19 protein-coding genes are annotated in these 19307 nt (G+C 27.3%); 10 read left to right on the plus strand and 9 right to left on the minus strand.

Annotated elements, in window-relative coordinates:
* Positions 1-42: 42 nt before the first annotated feature.
* The 4 genes from DS884_RS14390 to DS884_RS14405 form a co-directional block, all read right to left on the minus strand.
* A complete protein-coding gene (locus DS884_RS14390; protein ID WP_113787232.1) occupies positions 43-2472 on the minus strand; it encodes a TonB-dependent receptor family protein in 2430 nt (809 codons plus the stop codon).
* Complete coding sequence (locus tag DS884_RS14395) at positions 2447-3814, minus strand: HTTM domain-containing protein (RefSeq protein ID WP_113787233.1); 1368 nt, start codon at positions 3812-3814, stop codon at positions 2447-2449. Before DS884_RS14395 ends, DS884_RS14390 begins: the two co-directional genes overlap by 26 nt.
* 68 nt (positions 3815-3882) lie before the next feature.
* Entirely contained in the window at positions 3883-4986 is a 1104-nt protein-coding gene (locus DS884_RS14400) for an imelysin family protein (protein WP_093871310.1), read from the minus strand.
* 96 nt (positions 4987-5082) lie between these two features.
* Positions 5083-6270 (minus strand): DUF4856 domain-containing protein, encoded by a 1188-nt coding sequence (locus DS884_RS14405; protein ID WP_113787234.1) that lies wholly within the window; start codon positions 6268-6270, stop codon positions 5083-5085.
* 216 nt (positions 6271-6486) lie between these two features.
* Between DS884_RS14405 and DS884_RS14410 the strand changes: the two genes are divergently transcribed.
* The 4 genes from DS884_RS14410 to DS884_RS14425 all read left to right on the plus strand — a co-directional run bounded on the left by DS884_RS14410 (position 6487) and on the right by DS884_RS14425 (position 8790).
* A complete protein-coding gene (locus tag DS884_RS14410) occupies positions 6487-6897 on the plus strand; it encodes a DUF1842 domain-containing protein (protein WP_158530847.1) in 411 nt (136 codons plus the stop codon).
* A 154-nt stretch (positions 6898-7051) separates the two neighbouring features.
* A complete protein-coding gene (locus DS884_RS14415) occupies positions 7052-7804 on the plus strand; it encodes a hypothetical protein (RefSeq protein ID WP_093871313.1) in 753 nt (250 codons plus the stop codon).
* A gap of 124 nt (positions 7805-7928) precedes the next feature.
* Positions 7929-8516 (plus strand): hypothetical protein, encoded by a 588-nt coding sequence (locus tag DS884_RS14420; protein WP_113787236.1) that lies wholly within the window; start codon positions 7929-7931, stop codon positions 8514-8516.
* A 4-nt stretch (positions 8517-8520) separates the two neighbouring features.
* On the plus strand, positions 8521-8790 hold the full coding sequence (locus DS884_RS14425; protein ID WP_113787237.1) for a hypothetical protein: 270 nt from the start codon (positions 8521-8523) through the stop codon (positions 8788-8790).
* A gap of 44 nt (positions 8791-8834) precedes the next feature.
* On the opposite strand, the gene DS884_RS14430 is transcribed toward DS884_RS14425, so the two are convergent.
* Positions 8835-10172 (minus strand): aspartyl protease family protein, encoded by a 1338-nt coding sequence (locus DS884_RS14430; protein WP_093872053.1) that lies wholly within the window; start codon positions 10170-10172, stop codon positions 8835-8837.
* 147 nt (positions 10173-10319) lie between these two features.
* On the opposite strand from DS884_RS14430, the gene DS884_RS14435 reads away from it, so the two are divergent.
* Positions 10320-11510 (plus strand): pyridoxal phosphate-dependent aminotransferase, encoded by a 1191-nt coding sequence (locus tag DS884_RS14435; RefSeq protein WP_113787238.1) that lies wholly within the window; start codon positions 10320-10322, stop codon positions 11508-11510.
* Positions 11511-12518 carry a UDP-N-acetylmuramate dehydrogenase gene (gene murB, locus DS884_RS14440; protein ID WP_113787239.1) on the plus strand — a complete coding sequence of 336 codons (1008 nt, stop codon included), beginning with the start codon at positions 11511-11513 and terminating at the stop codon, positions 12516-12518. It abuts the gene before it with no gap.
* A 179-nt stretch (positions 12519-12697) separates the two neighbouring features.
* Here the strand turns inward: murB and DS884_RS14445 are convergent, their stop codons facing one another.
* From DS884_RS14445 to DS884_RS14460, 4 genes are read right to left on the minus strand one after another with little or no spacing between them, the layout of a single operon-like run.
* Positions 12698-13384 carry an SCO family protein gene (locus tag DS884_RS14445; RefSeq protein ID WP_199488218.1) on the minus strand — a complete coding sequence of 229 codons (687 nt, stop codon included), beginning with the start codon at positions 13382-13384 and terminating at the stop codon, positions 12698-12700.
* Positions 13368-13937 (minus strand): toxin-antitoxin system YwqK family antitoxin, encoded by a 570-nt coding sequence (locus DS884_RS14450; RefSeq protein WP_113787240.1) that lies wholly within the window; start codon positions 13935-13937, stop codon positions 13368-13370. The genes DS884_RS14445 and DS884_RS14450 overlap by 17 nt, the downstream gene beginning before the upstream one ends.
* A gap of 11 nt (positions 13938-13948) precedes the next feature.
* Positions 13949-14716: a YHYH protein gene (locus DS884_RS14455; RefSeq protein WP_093871319.1), complete on the minus strand. Its 768-nt coding sequence runs from the start codon at positions 14714-14716 to the stop codon at positions 13949-13951.
* Positions 14717-14722: 6 nt separating this feature from the next.
* Positions 14723-16027, minus strand: a complete 1305-nt coding sequence (locus tag DS884_RS14460) for a sulfatase-like hydrolase/transferase (RefSeq protein ID WP_113787241.1) — start codon at positions 16025-16027, stop codon at positions 14723-14725.
* 114 nt (positions 16028-16141) lie between these two features.
* Between DS884_RS14460 and DS884_RS14465 the strand changes: the two genes are divergently transcribed.
* The 4 genes from DS884_RS14465 to DS884_RS14480 are packed head-to-tail and all read left to right on the plus strand — an operon-like array spanning position 16142 to position 19292.
* Positions 16142-16345, plus strand: coding sequence for a membrane or secreted protein (locus tag DS884_RS14465; RefSeq protein WP_093871321.1), 204 nt, complete (start codon positions 16142-16144; stop codon positions 16343-16345).
* A 15-nt stretch (positions 16346-16360) separates the two neighbouring features.
* Positions 16361-17464, plus strand: a complete 1104-nt coding sequence (locus DS884_RS14470; protein WP_113787242.1) for a glycosyltransferase — start codon at positions 16361-16363, stop codon at positions 17462-17464.
* The gene (locus DS884_RS14475; RefSeq protein WP_093871323.1) at positions 17455-18018 is read left to right on the plus strand and encodes an RNA polymerase sigma factor; all 564 of its coding nucleotides are present in this window, start codon (positions 17455-17457) and stop codon (positions 18016-18018) included. The genes DS884_RS14470 and DS884_RS14475 overlap by 10 nt, the downstream gene beginning before the upstream one ends.
* Before the next feature lie 56 nt (positions 18019-18074).
* A complete protein-coding gene (locus tag DS884_RS14480; protein WP_093871324.1) occupies positions 18075-19292 on the plus strand; it encodes an Nramp family divalent metal transporter in 1218 nt (405 codons plus the stop codon).
* Positions 19293-19307 lie beyond the last annotated feature (15 nt).

Below are 19307 nucleotides of genomic sequence, written 5' to 3' on the forward strand. Positions count from 1 at the left end.
ATTAATCTCTTAAAAAGAGTATTTATTTAACTTTAAATAATATTATATTTTAATTTCTAAGGTAACATAATAACTTCTAGGGGCTGATGGTATAATACCAGGACCAGGATAACCAGTAGCTCTTCTAGTAAAATATTTTTCATCAAGCATATTATTAACTCCTGCTTCTAGCTTAAACATTTTATATTTATAAGAAGTTGAAAAATCCAGTACATTGTAACTTGGTATTATTCCATTAACACCACTTAAACTTGGGGTTACAGAATTAGAAGCATCAGTAAATTGCTTAGATAAATAGGTATATTGAATATTTGACGAAAAATTTTGATAACCAAATTTAAGTCCCGTCTTTAAATTTAAATCTGGAACAAATTCTACTTGATTATTTATGACACCTGGAACTTCAGATCTTGTATACTTTGATTTTATAAATGAAGCATTAATAAAATAACTAAAACTATAATCATTTTGTATTTTTAAAATTCTTCTTAAATCAAAATCAAATAAACTTTCAACACCTAATATTCTAGCATCTCCTACGTTTCCTCTTTCTTGAATAACTCTTCCATCTGCTAAACCTTTAGATACTAAACCTATTCTGTCGTTATAAAACAGCCCAAAAGCACCGAAATCATAAGAAATATACTTATTTATATTTCCTCTAACCCCAATATCAGTAGTGTAACCTTTTTCATCATCTAAATTACCAATTCTAAATGATGGATTAACAATATTTAAATCTGAAAAAGTAACCGAACGATAATTTTGTGATATATTTCCGTAAAGTTCAAAACTTTTTGATGCTTTATAACTTAATCCAAGTCCTAATAATAAAAATGACCTTGTATTATTATTATTACTAGTAATAGTTTCATTCAATATTACATTACCAGCTCCATCTGTATTTATTTTTTTAAAATACCCTTCACTTTCTGTTTTGATATACTCAAATCGTATACCAGGTGTAACAGAAATTTTATCATTGATATAAAATATGTTTTCTCCAAAAACAGCTATATTTAAATTAGGATTAAGGTAATTAGATTGATTGCCATAATTTGGATATTGGCCCAAAGCTGAACTAAAGTTTGCATCGGTACCTTTCGTACCTGGACCTTGAATAGAAGTATTATTAGCCTTATAAAACTTAGTTCCTACTAAAAAAGTAGCATTTTTATTAAAAATATTGTAGCTACTTAACAATCTTGCTTCAAAACCAAAATTTTTAAAGTCGCCTTCTATTAAATCTCTTTCATCTCCAGGATCTACTTGATTTACCCTATTGGTTCTAAACCCTAAAGCTTTTCTTGTAGCATCTAAACCAAAGAAATTAAAAGTAAAAGTAGTTTTTTCAGAAAATTCATGAGACAATTTAAAATTGTACAAAAACCAATCAATTTTAAACCAGTTTCTAGCTCTATTGCTTTGATAAGGATTTTCATTAAACATTATATCTGTTAACCCTCCTGCTTGCTGTGCTAAATAATTAAGATATGTTACCTCAAACTCTAAATTTGTTTTATCATTTACTTCATAACCTAGGTGAAAAAACGCATTTTTAGAATCGAACTTTGAATTTGATCTAAATCCATCACCTTGCTTGTAATTATAATAGGCTAAATAACTCCATTTATTTTTTGTTCCATTTATGCTTGTAAAATTTGTAAAAAGGCTATTACTTCCAATAGTATTCCTAGTTAAAATTTCTAATGATTTATTCGCGTTTGGCTTTTTTAGTACAAAATTCACCAATCCTCCAAACTGCGTTCCGTATTGTAATGAAGCTGCTCCCCTTACTATTTGAATTTGTTCAATTGCTTCTGCTGGCGGAGAATAATAACTTTCAGGATATCCTAGTACATCTGCACTAATATCATATCCATTTTGTCGTGTATTAAAGTTAGATGTTCTATTCGGGTCTAAACCTCTTCCCCCAATATTTAATTGTAATCCTGCATCATCATTTTCAAAAATATTTAATCCAGCTACTTGACTATATATCTGTCGTGCATTATTTGACGCTAAGTTTACTGTAGACTGATTTAATAATACAACTTCTGTTTTTTTTCCTGCATAAATAGCTGTTTTAACAACATCTTTTAATCTAGATAACTCAAAAACTTTTCTTTTTTGTGCCTGAATTACTATCTCAGATAATTCTTCAGTAAAAGAATTTAAAGTAATGTTAAGTATAGTTTCTTTTTGAGAAAAAGAAACTGTTTTTTCTAATAATTGATAATTATCTACATAAAATACAATATTCAATTGGCTTTTATCAGTTTCAAAAGAATAACTTCCATCAATTCCCGATTTTGCTAATACTCCTCCATTACTATTAAATATTTCAACCTTATTTAAAGGTTTATTCTCTTCAGAAGTAACAATTCCTGTTACTTTAAATTGAGAAAAAACAGATGAAGAAATCATCAATAACAATACTAATAATCTATAATCCTTTAATTTTAATTTCATGATTAAAAGGTATAATCCACTTTTTATGTTTAAAACTCTCTTTTTGTTTCATTAGATCTGTCTTTGGATCTATGTATAATTGACTCATTCTTCCATTTAAAGCTACATAACTGTCTACATATACTTCTACATTTTTATGCCCCTGACTTTTAAAATGATTTCCTAAATAATGTGCATATTCTAAAATAAAATCTGGCTGAAAACTCATTTGTTTTTCCTGAAAAGAAGTTAAAAAGTCATCATTTTCAACATAAAAAAACTTTCCTGATTCTCCATCTACTATTTTAAAAACTGAGTAACCAGCTTTTTCAATTAACATTACTCTCCATGAAAATCGAAACCCCTCTTCTGTCCAAAATAACTCACCTGGATATAATAAATATCTCCATGGCAATATTATTTGAAAAGTTAAAAATAATCCTACTCCAACTAATAATAAACTCTTCTTAATTTTTGAATAATTATAATTTGTTATTGAAGTAATGGAAATAGTTTTTTTATTATTTAATAGTTTTTTTAATTTATTTATAATTTTTTGATGAAAACTATCATCAAAAAAGATTAATGTACCTACTATCATTATAAAAGGAAACATCCCAATAGGAAATAAAATCCTAGTAAATACATGAAAGAAAACTACTAAAACAAATGCATATGTTCTTGTTTTCTTAGCTAATAATAAAAAAGGTATTGTTAAGTCATATATTGCTCCTGACCAACTCATACTGTAATGAAACCATTCCTGTTGCATCAAATTATTACCTATAATTGGCAAATCATATTTTGATGGCAGCCATATTTTTAAAGGCATGGCCCTTAATAACCAGTCAGAATTTAATTTTGCTAACCCCGCATAAAAATAAACTATTCCTAACAAAAGCTTAATACTATCTACAGTCCATTTAGGTATATTTACATAGCTTGTTTTCTTTAGATAACTATCTAATGAAAAAGATTTATTAGCAGGTAAAAAACATAATAAAAAGCTCATTAAACTGATAAAATAATAATGATTAAGATATGTTGTCTTATCCATTAATTCAATAAAAGTAAAGCTTAGAAAAAAAGTAATAATAGAAATTCGGTATTTAAATCCGATTGCAATAAACAAAGCAGATAAACCGCAAATAAAAAAAATAACATAAGTAAAATTACCTACAGGTTTTACCCACTCAAAACCGTAATACGAAAAATGAAATGTTGGTTCTAAATACAATTTTTCAATCCAACCATTTAACCAAAACCTAATTATACTCAATAACATCATTACTCCAAAAAATAGTCTAAATACTATTAATGGAGCAATGTTTGTTTGTTTTGATAAATATTTTTTTAAAAGCATTTGTTGACAAAAAACTGTCTATATCTTATCTGGTGCTATTCTTTTTTAACAATTATGATTAATAATTATTAATCACCATCAGCATCAACATAGTCAACATTTACATTAAAAGCTTGTAACATATCAACTTTTAATAATACAACAGCTTTTTGAAGTTCATCATAAGCTTTTGTCATTTTTGTATTATCGTCTGCTATTTGTTGATTAAAATTTGAGTTTAATGTATTAATCTGAGCTTTAGCGGCATCAAATTGAGCGTTAATTTTAGTAGCCAAATCATTTTTATTTAGTGCATTTAAATACGCTTTAAAGCTACTACCTTCAGTACTTGATTTAAAGTAAGTACCATTAAATAAAGCTTTCACAGCAAACAATGATTCTAAAGCTAACTCTTTAGATATTGTTTTTTTATAAAAAGCTTCAACTTTTTCAGGTAATACAGTTGAAGAAAAATTTCCAGCTGGAATACCTATTTTAACTGCTCGTAATCTTTTTTCGTAGTAAAAGATATAATCATTTACAAATTTGTTTAAAGAACTAGTTGCTGTGTTCCCTGTACTTGTAACAAATTTTTCTCTATAAGTTCCTTCCCAATCATTTACTACTGCAACTGCAGTTTCATTAATTTTTTGAACTACATCCGTTACATATTTTTTATAATTAGCAGCTTTAGAATTTGTTGTATATTTTTCTAAAATTTCAGTATCATTAACTCCTGTTCCATGTAATAAAAAATCTAATGCAGGAAAGCCTTGTGCATCATGATTGTTTGGATGTGTAAAATCATATCCTCCATTAGTAATATTACTTTCTATATCAGCTTTAGAAACAGGATATATATTAATAAAATTAACAAACTCTAATTCTTCTGCTTTACCAATATTAAACATAGCTACATACTGCCATGATTTATAGGCATTGTACCAAGATGTTCTCAAATTATCAAGAGTTGACTGAGTAGGACTGTTTGTAAAAGCAGAAGATTTAGTTTTTAAATCAACAACTTTATTTTTAAATTCTTTAAACGAAGGTATAATAATGTTATCAGCTACATTCGTTAAAATTTTGCTTCTATCAAAAGTATCATCTGTTTTATTATCTGGATTGTCAGAACTTGAACTACATGCTACCCCCAACATTGTAAGCACTAGTATAAATAAACCTTTCTTCATTATAATTATTTCTATTTATTCTAAATAAGTGCAAATATATAAAAAAAGTAGCTGAGTAAACAGCTACTTTTAATATCATTTAACGAGACTTAAATATTATTTTGCTTGATCTACAGTAAAACCATAAACAGCAGCTATTCTAGTAGACATATCATCTAACGTTTTAGTTGTTAGTGTCCAAAAACCATTACCCGCTTGTAACGCTGTTAAGAAACCTTCTATTTCTGCTACTGGTAAATGAGCTTTTCCAGATGTATCTTGAGTGAAACGTAAAGAGTGAACAAACCCGTAACCTTCAGATAAATCATGAAATGCTGAAGCTTTATCTGTTGCTAAAGTAGCTTTACCTGCTTGTAAATAATGTACAGCTCTAACTGCAATTACTTTAGAGACAGCTTTCTTAATAATAACTATTTGTTGATCTCTTAATGTATAATTTTTTGCAACAATTGCAGCTCTTCCTAATTTAAAAGCTTCATAAATTTCTTTAGCAATACCTTTAAAATTAGAATTTCCATCAACTTTAGCTAAATACTTGTTTAAAAAGCTATCTGCACCTAATTTTGGAGATGCACCATCAACTTCTGCACCATATAAATATCCATAAGCTTCATCCCACTTATGCTCCATGGTAGTATAATTTTTACCTGTAGCTAAAGTTCCCGCATCATTATCAGCTACATTAGTAGCTTCATCTAACACTTTCTTACTTAAATAATTATTCAACATTTGATCTACCATTAATGCACCTATTAATGATTTAGCAAATGCTTGATTATATTCTAATCCTTTAGCATTAACATAACGAGTAGATCCTCCTCCAGCTTCTTGAATTTTACCGGCAGTTCCTGCTACTGCATTTGTTGCCCAATTAGGGAATACTTCAGATACTTGACTAGAAATATAACCGTCAAATTTAGCTTTAATAGCATTTGCCTCCGTAGTATTCGACGCAAAATAATCAGCAGAAGCAGCAGTTTTACTCCTAACATTTTTAGAAGAAGTGTTTAAAGTTGCATCAGTAAAATCATTATTTCCTGCTGCATGTGTAAACATTCCATCTAACTTAGCCTTTGTATTAGTTGATACTTTTAATGCACTAACCAATTCTTCAGCCATTTTAATTCTAGTTGTTTGACCCGAATAACTAACACTCGTATTCCCTCCCCTATTGAATACATAAGTTGCAGGAGCTTCTACTGGTGGTGTTACTACTTCATCACTTGAACATGAAGAAAACATAATAGCAAAAATAGCTACTGCTGAAAATATAACCCTTTTCATCTTTATTTAGATTTAGTTTTAATAAATATTTGACGACAAAAATACAATACTAAGCAAAACACACAAAGTTTAATTAGATTTATTTTAAATAAAAACAACAAAGGCTCTATCACTCATACTTATTTTACTGACGTTCATGACATTAAACCTATTAATTAAAACTAAAAAAAGTATATTTAGAATACATTATTAACTAACTAAATGTTTTTTAAAGCTATGAATACTTCTAACGACATCTTCATTAAAAGAAAAGCTATAGTAAAAACATATAAAATAAAAGGAACCATTGGTGAAATTAACAATCCAAAAGCTTTTGTTATACACTTTTCATTAACGGTATCCCCTTCTAAAAATATAGTTTCAGGTATAGTAAAGATTAGGCAAGAAATAAACAAACAATGTATTAAACTTAATGTTGTAGGAAAGATAGAAGCATCTAATTATTATACAAATAATAACGTTGTTCATTTATTTGGTGAGTATTTAGTATCTCTCCCCCCCTTAACTATAGGATGTTATTTAGAAAAGTTTACTGCTTGCTTAGAAGTTGACAATAATTGGAATGGTATAGGTAGTTTTATTAGTGGGGCAAAAAATGAAAATAATATCCCTGTAAAGTCAATTTGATTTTTATTACTATAAAACGATATCCACCTTTTGTTAATCAATCTTTTATAACCTTTAAAATTACGCTTGCCATTGTTTTTATATCACTTAAGGTAAAATTACAGCTATAACTAGCTATTAATTATACTTTTATATTAACGTTTAACCTACTCAAATGACTACAGTAAAAACTGATCAAAAAAAAGTACCCAAAGAAAATACTGAAGGTATTTCTCCGAAAGTTATTAGCGAATTAAGCAAAGAAATTAATAATATGCTATCTTATGCTATATACAATGGCATAATAATTAATACCCAAATAAATAATTTAATACAAAACAGTAGCGTTGATGATTTAATTAATGCTCATAATTTATTATCCAAAAATATAGCACCAGCTACGCCAAAATCTATAGAATTTACAAAAAAACTACGTTCATCAGAGAGTGGAAAATCAATATTCAATAAACTACCTTTAGTACGTAATTTAATTTTACTAGCTCTTTTATTTTTAATTCTTTTCATTATTACTGGCTTGTCTCCTAAAGTAAATAATCACTCACTTGATGAAGGCATAATGAATAACAATGGTTTTTCATTACTACTAAATTTAACTTTTCTTTCATCAATATCTGGTTTAGGAGTCTTATTCTTTCTGTTAAAAAAGGTTAGTGACTCAATTAAAAACACAACTCTTGTTGCCGAAGAATCAATATCATATATAGCTCAAATAACATTAGGAATAATCGCAGGATTAATTATGTCAGAAATTATTTCTTTTTATTCCACCGATCCAAAAAACATTGATCTTTTTAGTAAAAGTATTTTAGCTTTAATTGGAGGCTTTTCATCTGATGCAATTTTCAGCGTTTTACAAGGAATAATTGATAGGATTAAATCAATTTTCACCTCTCCAATCATTAAATAAATTTATAAAAAATTTTAGGGGAAATTGGGTAGATACAAACTAAGAACTACTTCAATTTTAAAAGTTTTCTTTATACTTTTAGTTATGATATCTACCCTTATTTTTTTATTAAAAAACTTAAAAAATGAAACTATCTATTTTAAAACTTTCTTTTACCTGCCTATTACTTACTGCATGTGCAACTGTGCCTAAATCAACCGTTACGCTAACTAAACAAGTAATTGACGAAGCAAATAGTATGCATAATTTAAATATAAGTTTAGTAAAACAACTTTTTAGTGAGCGTAAAGCACGGTTAAGTAATTTTATTGAAACTAAATATACTCCTACATTAATTAATAAATACAAAAAACTTTTGCCAGATTCAGTAAATTATAAAAACGAATTAAGCAACATTATAAAAAGTATTTTACCTGTTATTGAAACTAAAAAAGATTCTTTAAATAATTTATTAGATGCACAAGAAAAAGTAATTATTTCTAAACTAACTAATAACTATAAAACATATAGTAAAGCATCAACTTCTTTACAAAATTTAATCAATTCTATAGCAAAAGTAAATGCTACAGAAAAAGACGCTTTATTAGCTATAGATAATTTAACTGGCAACAAAATTGATCTAACAAAAGTAGAAGATAATTTGAATGATTTTTTAAACAAAACATCGACTATTTTGAATAAACTAACTCCTTTTGAAAAATTATTAAAATAATATTATGAGCTCAATTAACTGGAATAAAATAGCAAACGAAGCAGCCTCACAAACTGACTTTGAATTTAACAAACAAATAGCAAGTTTAACTAATTTAAATATTACAGAAGTAGATACATTTATTCAAGAAAGCAATATTACAAATGCTAATGCAATAAAAGTATTAAAAATAATAAACAATGCTACTGACAACAACAACAGCAAGGCAACTGCAATTTCTACAATTGAAAATGGTGTTAATTTCTTAGTTAAATTAGCTTCAAAAATAGTTTAACCTCAGTTAAAATATCTTAAAACATAAAAACCTTAGAAATAAAACTATATTTTTTGTTCTAATCTAAATTCATATTTCAATTTAAATATGCCCCTTTCAACCACAATTCTAATTCTCTTATTAGGTTTGGTTTGAAATAAATTTGCTATTTCATTAAGTGAATACTCATGAGCTTCCTTACCATTAAGCTGTTTTATAATATCTCCTTCTATTATTCCAGCTTTCTCTGCTGGTGAATCTTTTACAATTTTATTAACTTTATAAGAAGGTTTAAACTTATAACTATAACTTGTAACAAAAGAAACTATGTGTCCCGGTTTAGAATCTTCTTTTCTAGAATATCCATTATGTTTCATTGAGTTCTTCTGTTCTTTTACTAATTCTTCTCCATTATAAATTATCTGTAAACCACTCATATTATAATAAAACCCTTTTTTCAACGATCCATTCTTTTTTAGTATTACTTTTTTATTTGGGTAATCAATCCATACTTTAAACCTTCTTAATATATTCCCTCCAATACTTCCATCTCGCTTTTTAAAACTTCTAGCATTAATTGTTGTAGCTGAATCTAAAAATGAAACTGTTGGTTCTTCTATAATATACTTACCAATTTCTAACTTAGGCACTCTACTTCTTTTACCATAAATTGTTCCACTTAAACCTTCTCCAAGAATATCAACAAAAAACTTTTCAGGAACCTTTATTTCTTCTTTTGACCCTTCAAATAACCATAAAGCATCACTTCCTCCAGAATCTATAAGCATTTTTACAGGTATATTATTTCCTGCACTATCTATTTTTATACTAACATTTATATAAGGTTTATTCCTATAAAACTCTACATCTAATTTTTCACAAGAACGACACTTAGGTTCTTTATACTTTTCAGGTTTATAGAAATATAATTTTTTAGATGAATAATTTATTTTAACTATAACATCTTTTAATAAATCGTATCCTATAACCCCATGAATTGTTACTCCCATTTTTGAAGACAACTTAAAAGTATCATCAACAACAACATAAATATCTTGGCTTGTTCCTAAGATATTATTAACTCTAAAGTTATTATTTCTTGATAAAATAGCTTCTACAGGGTCTCCTACTCCAAGCCCTCTAATAAATACTTTCTTTGTATTATTTAAGGTTAAGCTATCTGTTTTATTTAAATTAAAAAGTATCGTTTTATTTACACCTGTATCAAGTATAAAAGAAAGCTTAACACCATTAACTTCTAATGGAAAAACAATTAAGTTATTAAACAATTCAAATTTAACAACCTGTTTTTTACTTCCTTTAAGAAACTGGAATTTTGATTGTGATTGAATATTTATAGTACATAAAAATAGTAGGCATAGTAGAAATTTCTTCAAAAGCATATATTTAGGGATAACTAAATATACAATCATATTTTTACAATAAATAATTTTTGGGATTTTTTTAACCTTATTTTTTCGTAGTAAACAAGCATATATTGTCAAAATAATTTTGCAAATTTGCCCAGTAAACAACTAATTAAATTAAAAATGCCATCTATTTCTATTAAGGGAGGTTCAATGCCTCAATCACCAATCAGAAAACTGGTTCCTTTTGCTGAGGCAGCTAAAAAAAATGGAACAAAAGTATTTCATTTAAATATCGGTCAACCTGATATAAAAACACCTCAAGTTGCCTTAGATGCAGTAAAAAATAATACTATAGAAGTGTTATCATATGCTAGATCTGAAGGCTCTGAACAGTACAGAGAAAAATTAGCGAATTATTATATAAATAATGATATTCATGTATCTGCTAATAATATTATAGCAACAACAGGAGGTTCTGAAGCTTTATTATTTACTATTGGTAGTATTACTGATCCAGGTGATGAAATTATTATACCTGAACCTTTTTACGCAAACTATAATGGTTTTTCAACAGCTTCTGGTGTAAATGTAGTACCAGTAATTTCAAAAATTGAAGATAATTTTGCCTTACCAGCTATTGAAGATTTTGAAAAATTAATTACTTCAAAAACTAAAGCTATTTTAATTTGTAATCCTGGAAACCCAACAGGTTATTTATATAGTGAGGCTGAAATTGAAAAGTTAAAACAAATTGTATTAAAACACGATTTATTTTTAATTGCCGATGAAGTGTATCGTGAATTTACTTATGATGGTGAAAAACATAATTCTGTAATGTCTTTAGAAGGTTTAGAGCAACATTCAATAATGATTGACTCAGTTTCTAAACGCTATAGTATGTGTGGAGCTAGAATTGGATGTATTGTTTCTAAAAATGAAGAATTTATTAGCACTGCTATTAAGTTTGCACAAGCAAGATTAAGTCCGCCAACATATGCTTTATTAGCTAGTGAAGCAGCTTTAGACACTCCACAAAGTTATTTCGATGAAGTTATTGAAGAATATCAAGATAGAAGAAATACATTAATAACTGAATTACAAAAAATTCAAGGTGTTAAAGTAGCAAACCCTAAAGGAGCTTTTTATTGTATTGCGGAATTACCTGTAGAAAATTCAGAAGATTTTGCTCAATGGATTTTAGAGAAGTTTAATCATAACAATGAAACGGTTATGGTAGCTCCTGCTGGTGGATTTTATTCTACTGAAGGTGAAGGTAAAAATCAAGTACGTATTGCATATGTTTTAAATAAATCAGATTTAAAGCGATGTGTAGAAATATTAAAAGTAGCTTTAGAAAAATATAATAGTTAATTGAATATTCAAGAAAATATATCATTAAAAAAGTACAATACGTTTGGCATAAATGTAAATGCCAAACGTTTTGTTTCTGTTAATTCATTATATGAATTAAAAAATATTTTAAAAGAAGAACAAAATGTTTTTATTATTAGTGGAGGTAGTAACATGCTACTCACTAAAGATATTGAAGAGTTAGTAATTCATTTAAATTTAAAAGGAATTTCTATTGATCGTGAAAATGATAACTCAGTATATTTAACTGTTAATACTGGTGAAAATTGGCATGAATTTGTTCTTTGGTGTATTTCTTTAAATTATGGTGGTCTTGAAAATTTATCTTTGATTCCGGGTAATGTAGGTACTTGTCCTATTCAAAATATTGGAGCCTATGGTGTAGAGGTTAAAGACACTATTACCAAAGTTGAAGCTCTTGAAATTGAAACTGGAAAATTAGTTATCTTTTCAAATGAAGAGTGTGAATTTGGATATAGAAATTCGATTTTTAAAAATCAGGCTAAAGGAAAATATATAATAACTTCTGTTAGTTTTGAACTTACCAAAAAAAATCATGCTCTAAATACTTCTTATGGAGCTATTGAACAAGAATTAGCTTCAAAAAATATTACTAAACCTAATATTAAAAATATATCTGACGCTATAATTTCAATTCGACAATCAAAATTACCAGATCCAAAAAAAATTGGAAACAGTGGTAGTTTTTTCAAAAATCCAGTTATTTCTTTATGTCATTTTGAAAAACTTAAAAGTAAGTTTCCTGAAATTCCTCATTATATTATATCAGAAAGCAGTATAAAAATACCTGCAGGCTGGTTAATAGAACAAAGTGGATTTAAAGGTAAACGCTTTGGTGATTATGGCGTACACGAAAAGCAAGCTTTAGTTCTAGTTAACTATGGAAACGCAACTGGTAAAAACATATACCAGCTGGCTCAAAGTATTCAAAATACTATAAAAAGTAAATTTTCTATTAATTTAGAAATTGAAGTAAATATAATCTAATACTTAATACCTTTTCTATTATTTTCAACCTTAATTTTGATAGGTTGTAAATTTCTATTTGTAAAAAAAGAGTTGAAAAAAGTTTTAATATTTTTAATTAAGATATTCATTATGCTATTTTTAAGGGGTTAAACTATTTATATGACACAGTTTTTTTTAATCGGTCACTAATATATAAATTAACTTTCTTTTTTTAGCATTTTAATATGTCTTATTAATCTTTTAGTATCTAACCCCAACGTTCCATTGTAAACTCCTCTTATTCTACCTTTTTTGTCTATTAAAACAAAGTTTTCTGTATGTACAAATGCATTTTCATCTTTTGTTTTAATAAAATCTTCATCAGCAAAATATGCTTTTCTTGCTAAATTATATATTTGATCTTTATTTCCTGTAACTAAATTCCATTTACCAGATATAACATTATTATCTTCAGCATATTTTTTCAAAACACTAACAGAGTCTTTTGAAGGCATTACAGTATGTGATAACAATAAAACATCTTTGTCATTTTTAAATTCTTCTTGTAAAATGCTCATGTTTTTTTCAAGAACAGGGCATATTCCTGGGCAACTAACAAAAAAAAAGTCTGCTACATATATTTTGCCTTCATAGGTTTGTTTTGTTACATCTTGACCATCTTGATTAATCAAATTAAAATTTGGAATGCTATGAATACTTTTATACCTCTCGCTCTCTTTAGAAATCCATTCAGGTGTAAATAATGATGAGTTAAAAAAAGGTAATGTTATTTCTTTATTTACTTTCTTTTCTTTTTTACAAGAAATTACCATTAAAATAAAAACAATAAATAATAACACACCTATTAAATTTTCTAGTCTTACTCTTTTATTTGAAATTTTCATTTGTTGTATTTACAGTGTAACATTTCTTCAATCCTATTAAACCAAACCTATCACCATTTTTAGTAACAAAATTTGCTCTTATTTTTCCATTTAATTCCCACATTTTTTGTGAACCTTCTTCTTTCCCATTTTTATAATTAAATGCCTTAAGTTGTTGACCATTTTTAAACCATTCGTTTACCTCTCCATTATACTCTCCAACATCATTAAAATGATATTCAAATTTTAACTGACTTTCACTCCACCATGATTTATGAATACCTGATTTGTTTCCTTTTGTATAAAAACGTTGTTCAGCTAATACATTATTTTCATATTTTTTTATTTCAATTCCATGCTTTTTCCCATTTTCATAAGTTGTAAAATTGTTTGTTTTATTTATTTTATCGTAAAAAAACATAGTTCCTGTAAATGGAGTGTTTTTATAATTTAACACTCCATTCTTCATAGAAAAAAGTTCTTTTTGAAATGAAATAACTTCATTATTAACCTTTACATTTTTACAAGAAATAAAACCTATAAACACTAGAAATATGAAAATATTTTTTTTCATTAAACTTTAATTTATTGAGAAACATTTCCTGGTGTACCATAATAGCCACTACCATTTAAATAAGGATCATCAGAAGTTATATGATAATGATAAATTCCATTAGGAAAATCAGGGGTTACAGAAACATGTCCATGATAATCATCTAAATCTGAATTCGTAATTGTACCACCATTTTCTTCTGGCCCATAAACTGGAAAACCGTCAGCTAATAAACCTAAAAAACTAGATTTCCCTAACTTACTTGTTAGATATACTGGCTCTATATGATAATGATACTGTCCACTATTTTGAGGGTGTCCTAAATATTGATCAAATGAATTAATTTCATTGGTTAAAGGCTGATTATTAGGACCTGCATATTGATTAAAAAATGCTACTCCATTTAAAGATATACCTATTGGTCCTAATGATGTTGCTTCTTTTATAGTTGCTTCTTTTGGATACAAAGGAATTTTAAATGTTATATTTTGAGCTTGAATAGTATTTGGGTTTTTATTCCAATTAGGATTGGTACCATTATATGCTTCATACATAACGTTTCCTTGCTCCCAATACGGGCTCTTATGATCTGGTAAACCATTCGTTGTAATTTCTAAAAAATCTCCATTTATACTATAGGTAACACCATCAATATTATCAAATTTACTAACTATACTTCTAATATCATATACTGTATCACTCGTTGATTGGTCATTTCCTGAATCTAAATTATCTTCGTCTGAACTACAACCAAAACTTAAAAAAGCAAAAAGCAACATCATTATTTTATAATTCTTCATATTTTATTATTTTAAATTATTTAAAAATTCTTTTAATTCATCTAACTCTTTCTGATCATTTGTACTTAAACTACTATCTAACAAATTTGTTCTCTCAAAAAAATCATTACTTAACTTATAAAAAGCTTCATCACCATTAGTAAACTTTATATATTTATGCGTCAGATTCCTGACAGTATATTCATCATTTCCAGAAGTTTTACCATGTTCAGTATATGTAAATCCTCTAAAATTAGTAGTTGAAGAACTTGATAATAACTCTTTAAAACTTTTACTATCATTTAATTCATTAGTTCCAGTATTTGCTATATCAGCTATAGTAGCGAATAAATCAGTAGTGTTTAATAAATTTTCATCTACTTCATTAAATCTTCCTATATTTTTACCAGAAACAATCATTGGAACATTCACTCCTCCTTGATATAAAGTTCCCTTTACTCTTTGTGTTCTATAATCTTGTGCTGCTGCTCCTGGAGTACCATTATCACCTATAAAAATAATTACTGTATTATCTTTTTCGTCTTGAGTCATAGAATTCAATAACCTTCCTATTTCGCTATCCATTGCTTCAATCATAGCCATATAATATGGTAATGGATTAGCATCTATACTTCCCTGATCAGAAGGTAAATTCCCTTGAGAATGCAAATTATTTGGCGGTAAATGAAAAGGAGTATGTGGTGCATTATAGGCCAACCATAAAAACCAAGGCTGATTTTGTTGTTTTACCCAATCAATTGCTAAATCAGTAAACTTAGTTGTTGTATACTCTGTAGAAGCATTTGTGTTTTGATTACTGGTAAAATTCCAATTAGTATATGATTGAACTCCTCCATTTAAAAGACCAGCATAATAATCTATACCCATTTGAGTTGGATGAGAGGCATCTTTAGATAAATGCCACTTACCAATAACAGCATTACTATGACCACTATTTTTATCTTTTAAATATTGTTGTAATGAAATTTCAGAGGTGGGTAATACATCATCAACTTTCATTACTCCTGTTCTAAAACCATATTTACCAGTTAGGATACTTGACCTAGTTGGTGTACAGGTTGGATATGACCATAAGTTTGTAAACCGTATTCCGGTATTAATCATGCTTTGTAGGTTTGGCATATTAGGCTTAACTGTTCCTACATTAAAACCTGGTGTAGCATCTAATCCCATATCATCAGCTATAATAAGTAAGATGTTAGGGCTATTATTATTATTTGTTTGTCCTCCAGAATCAATAACTTGATCAGAACTACAAGCAAAAAAACTTATTAATACTGTTAGAAAAATAAAGGGGAATTTTAACTTCATAATTTTACTTTTATTATATGACCCTTAATTTACAAAATAGTTTAAAAAAGTTTTAAGATAATTTGATTAGTACTTTTAGTATCTTTGCATTTTTAAATCTATTATTTCTTTAGAATGAAGTTAATTTTTGTTACAATCGGATTGTTAGCAATTGCCTTTGCAGGAATTGCTATCAAAATATGGGCTAAAAAAGATGGAGAGTTTGCTGGTACTTGTGCAAGTCAAAATCCGATGCTTAATGAAAGTGGTGAAGCTTGTGGATTTTGTGGTAAAACACCAGATCAATTTGATACTTGTAGCGAGCCAGAACATAACTAAACATCTCTTTTTTCCATGGTATTTACTGTACTTTTCTACATTTTTGTAGCGGTTACAGTTGTTCAGGTTATTTATTTTTTATGTTTTTCTTTTTTTGCTTTTAGCAAACAAAAAAAAATAACTACTTCAACCAACAAACCTGTTTCAGTTATTATTTATACAAAGAATAATACTGATGAACTAAAAAAAAATTTACCTTTTATAATTAATCAAAATTATGATGATTTTGAAATTGTATTAATCAATCATGCTTCTTCTGATAATAGTTTAGATTTTATGGAAAAAGTTCAGCAAGAAAACAATACTATAAAAATTGTTAATGTTGAAAACAAAGAAGCTTTTTGGGGAAACAAAAAATATGCGATTACATTAGCTATAAAAGCTGCAAGTAATAATCATTTACTTTTTTTTGATATAAATGGAAAAACCGTTTCTAATGATTGGATTCATGAAATGAGTAAATGTTTCCATTCTAATAAAACAATTGTTATTGGTCATAAAAAATTAGCCTTTAAAAAATATTCATTTAGCAATATGTTTTTTCGTTATGCTAATTTTTTCACAACATTAAAAATGTTTTCATATGCTAAATTTGGAAGTCCTTTCAAAGCATATCAAAATAATTTTGCTTACACTAAAAATGATTTTTTTAAAGTTAATGGCTTTATAAACCATATAAAAATTCATTTAGGTGAAAGTGATTTACTTCTAAAAGATATTTCTAATTCAATAAATACTAATATTTCAACATCTTATACTAGTTTTGTTGAAGAACAAAGTATTATTACACTAAAAGATTATTTTGTAGAACAAAGAAAACAAACAGTACTCTTTTCTCATTATTCATTAAGAAATCGTTTTTTATTATCTTTTTTTAATATCACTAAGGTTATTTTTTATTCCCTTTTTATATACTTTTTAATTCAAAAATGTCTAGTAACAATACCTTTTATAATTTGCTATTTCTTAATTCAATATATAATAATAGGTAAAGCTATAAATAAGTTAAAAGAACAAAACTTACTTTATTTTTTACCTATATTAGATGTTTGTTATGTTATATCATTAATTTTTATATTTTTTACTAATAGAATATCTAAACCTACACCTTGGAAATAGATAAAGAAATAATTTTAAAGCATATTAAAAATGCTAAAGAAGGAAGTCAAATTTCATTTAATTTTTTATTAGATAGTTTTTGGGGAAGTGTTTATTATTTTCAATTAAAAAAAACTGAAAATGACAATGATGCAGAAGACATAACTATTCAAACTTTTTCAAAAGCTTTTGATAAAATCTCCTCTTTTAATGAAGAATACCAGTTTAAGACGTGGTTAATAGCTATTTCTAAAAATGTTTTTATTGATTTTATCAGAAAGAAAAACGCTTCAATTTCAATAAAAACAACTACTGAAAAAGAATCGGAAGCTTTTGATGTAATTGATGATTCTCCTTCACCAGAAGATAAAATTATTACAGAGCAAAACCTTGCAAAACTTTTAAGAGATATCAAACAGTTAAAACCTAAATACCAAGAAGTTATAAATTTACGTTATTTTCAAGAGCTAAGTTATAAAGAGATTTCTGAACAAATTGATGAGCCCATGAATAATGTAAAAGTTAAATTACTTAGAGCTAAAAAATTACTGGCAGAGATTATTAAAAAATCATAAATAACGTTTTAATATTTTTTAATTACATTTATCGTGATTTTAACCCCCTGAAAATCATGAAAAAAACATTTTCTTCTTTAGGTCCAGGTCTATTATTTGCTGGTGCAGCAATTGGAGTTTCACATTTAGTTCAATCTACCAGAGCTGGAGCTGAATTCGGGTTTGGCTTACTTTGGGCATTAGTGTTAGTGCATATTTTCAAATATCCTTTTTTTCAATATGGTCCTAGGTATGCTGCTGCAACAGGAGAAACTTTATTAGATGGTTACAGGAAGCTAGGAAAAGGTGTTTTAATCAGCTATTATATTTTAAATTTTGCTACAATGTTTACCATTCAAGCTGCTGTAACAATTGTAACTGCTGGTTTAGCTTCACATCTATTTGGTTTTACAAATGACTTAGTTCAGTGGTCAGCAATAATAACATGTATCAGTTTTTCTATTTTACTAATTGGTAGGTATAAAGTTTTAGATAACTTAATGAAATATATCATTGTTATCTTGACCATTAGTACTTTAATAGCTGTTACTGTTGCTATATTTAGTACAGATAAAGGTTTTTCTTTTACACAAATTATTCCCTCAGGAACTGCACAAATTACCTTTTTAATAGCATTTTTAGGATGGATGCCTGCTCCTCTAGATATTTCAATATGGCATTCTCTTTGGTCGGTTGAAAAAGACAAAACTACTTACCAAAAAATTAAACCCAAACAAGCTATTTTTGATTTTAATGTAGGATATATAGGAACACTTTCTCTAGGTATTTGTTTTGTAATACTAGGAGCTATGGTTATGTATAAATCGGGTCAAACTTTTTCTAGTAAAGGAACTGTATTTGCTTCACAGTTAATTAATTTATATACTAAAAACTTAGGAGATTATGCACATATCTTTATTGGTGTAGCAGCATTTACAACTATGTTTAGCACTACACTAACGACTTTAGATGCATCACCGAGGGCTATGACGAAAGCCTCCTCTCTCCTATTTAAAAAGAAAAATAAATTATCTTATTGGTTTTGGATGTTAATACTAGCTCTTGGAACTTATATTATTTTACGCTTTTTTTTAGCTGACATGGGCTTTCTCATCAAAATAGCAACCGTTCTTTCTTTTTTAACTGCTCCTTTTTATGCTATTTTAAACTATATACTAATTACTGGAAAACACACTCCAGAAAAATATAGACCTAGTAAAGAGTTAAAAATACTAAGTATTACAGGTATTGTATTTCTTATTGTATTTAGTATTTGGTTTTTACTTAGTTTCTAAATCTTTTCTTCGTAA

This window comes from Tenacibaculum sp. E3R01 (genome assembly GCF_003318185.1).
GTDB lineage: Bacteria > Bacteroidota > Bacteroidia > Flavobacteriales > Flavobacteriaceae > Polaribacter > Polaribacter halocynthiae.